This window comes from Actinosynnema sp. NPDC023658, assembly GCF_040639995.1.
Lineage (GTDB): Bacteria > Actinomycetota > Actinomycetes > Mycobacteriales > Pseudonocardiaceae > Actinosynnema.
This window is the reverse complement of record NZ_JBFAAX010001277.1, coordinates 1-1,418: the sequence shown is the minus strand read 5'-3', so window position 1 is coordinate 1,418 and position 1,418 is coordinate 1. Positions and strand designations below refer to the sequence as shown.

Genomic DNA, 1,418 nt, shown 5'->3' with positions numbered 1-1,418 from the left:
GCCGTCCGGTGGTCCGCCCTGGCCGCAGCCCTGGTGCTGGTGGCGACCCCGCTGAGCTTCCTGGTCCGCTGACCCCTCCGGAACGTCTACTACAACGCGTAGTGCTACGTTGCGTAGTAGTCATTCTGGAGGGGTTCGATGATCCGATTCCTGGCGACCGCGTTGACGGTCGTCGCGGTGGTGGCGGCGGTGTGGTCGCTGGTGCTGGCCGTGCTCGACCGCCCGATCACCTTGCGCACCAAGCCGACGCTCGGCCTGGCCGCGGTCGTCCTGCTGCTGGAGGTCGGCCTGGTGGTGCAGGCGGTGGTGGGCGTGGTGGCGATGATCGGCGCGGACCGGCCGCTGGACCGCGCGACGCTGGTCGGCTACCTGGTCGGCGTGGCCGTCGTGCTGCCGCTCGGCGCGGTGTGGTCGGTGGCCGAGCGGTCCCGGTGGGGCGCGGGCGTGCTGACCGTGACGTGCCTGGCCGTGCCGGTGATGATCCTCCGCCTCGGGCAGCTGTGGGCCGGCCGTGGCTGACCGCCTCGCCGTGTCGGCGCTGCTCAGCGACTGGCTGTTCACCAGCGCGTTCGGTGTCTACATGCTGGCCGCCCTGCTGTGCTCGGCCGAGTACGCCCTGACCCGGCACGCGGCGAACCCGCCCGCGTTCGCCGTCCGGCTCGGGCGCTCGGGGGTGGCGCTGACCGTCCTCGGTGGACTGCTGCACGTCGGGTCGGTGGTGTCGCGCGGTCTCGCGACCGGCCGCGTGCCGTGGGGCAACATGTACGAGTACCTGTCGGCGGTCGGCTTCATCGCCGTCGTCGCGTGGCTCTACGTGGTGCGGCGGTACGGCGTGCGGCGGATGTCGGTGTTCGTGCTGCTGCCGATCGCGTCGCTGCTGTTCCTGGCGGGCAACCGGCTCTACGCCGAGGCCGCGCCGCTCGTGCCGGCGCTGCGCTCGTACTGGATCGTCGTCCACGTCGCCGCCGCGATCATGGCCAGCGGGGTGTTCCTGCTGTCCGGTGTGGTGAGCGCGCTGCACCTGGTCAGCGAGGCGAGGCCGGCGGCGAAGGCGACGGGTCGGTCGGGCCGCCGGCTGCCGCCCGTCGCGGAGCTGGACCGGATCGCCTACCGCACCGGCACGGTCGGGTTCCTGACCCTGACGTTCGCGATCATCACCGGCGCGGTGTGGGCCGAGCAGGCGTGGGGCCGGTTCTGGGGCTGGGACCCCAAGGAGACGGTCGCCTTCGCGTCCTGGGTCTGCTACGCCGCCTACCTGCACGCCCGTGCCACGGCGGGCTGGCGGGGCAAGCCCTCGGCCTGGATCAACGTCGTCGGCCTGGTGATCGTGCTGTTCAACCTGTTCTTCGTGAACCTGGTCGCGGTCGGCCTGCACTCCTACGCCGGGGTCCACTGAGCCCGACCGCTCCGCGCACCAG

General features: G+C 72.3%; 2 protein-coding genes. Both read left to right on the top strand.

The window, feature by feature from the left end; all coding sequences use genetic code 11:
* Positions 1-138 precede the first annotated feature (138 nt).
* On the top strand, positions 139-519 hold the full coding sequence (locus AB0G02_RS40235) for a hypothetical protein (RefSeq protein ID WP_360805811.1): 381 nt from the start codon (positions 139-141) through the stop codon (positions 517-519).
* Positions 512-1,396, top strand: coding sequence for a c-type cytochrome biogenesis protein CcsB (gene ccsB / locus AB0G02_RS40230; RefSeq protein ID WP_360805808.1), 885 nt, complete (start codon positions 512-514; stop codon positions 1,394-1,396). Before AB0G02_RS40235 ends, ccsB begins: the two co-directional genes overlap by 8 nt.
* The last annotated feature ends 22 nt before the right edge of the window (positions 1,397-1,418 follow it).

What these genes read in the sequence shown, in the direction of transcription:
- AB0G02_RS40235 (WP_360805811.1), top strand. Translation starts at nt 139, where the DNA reads ATGATCCGATTCCTGGCGACCGCGTTGACGGTCGTCGCGGTGGTGGCG.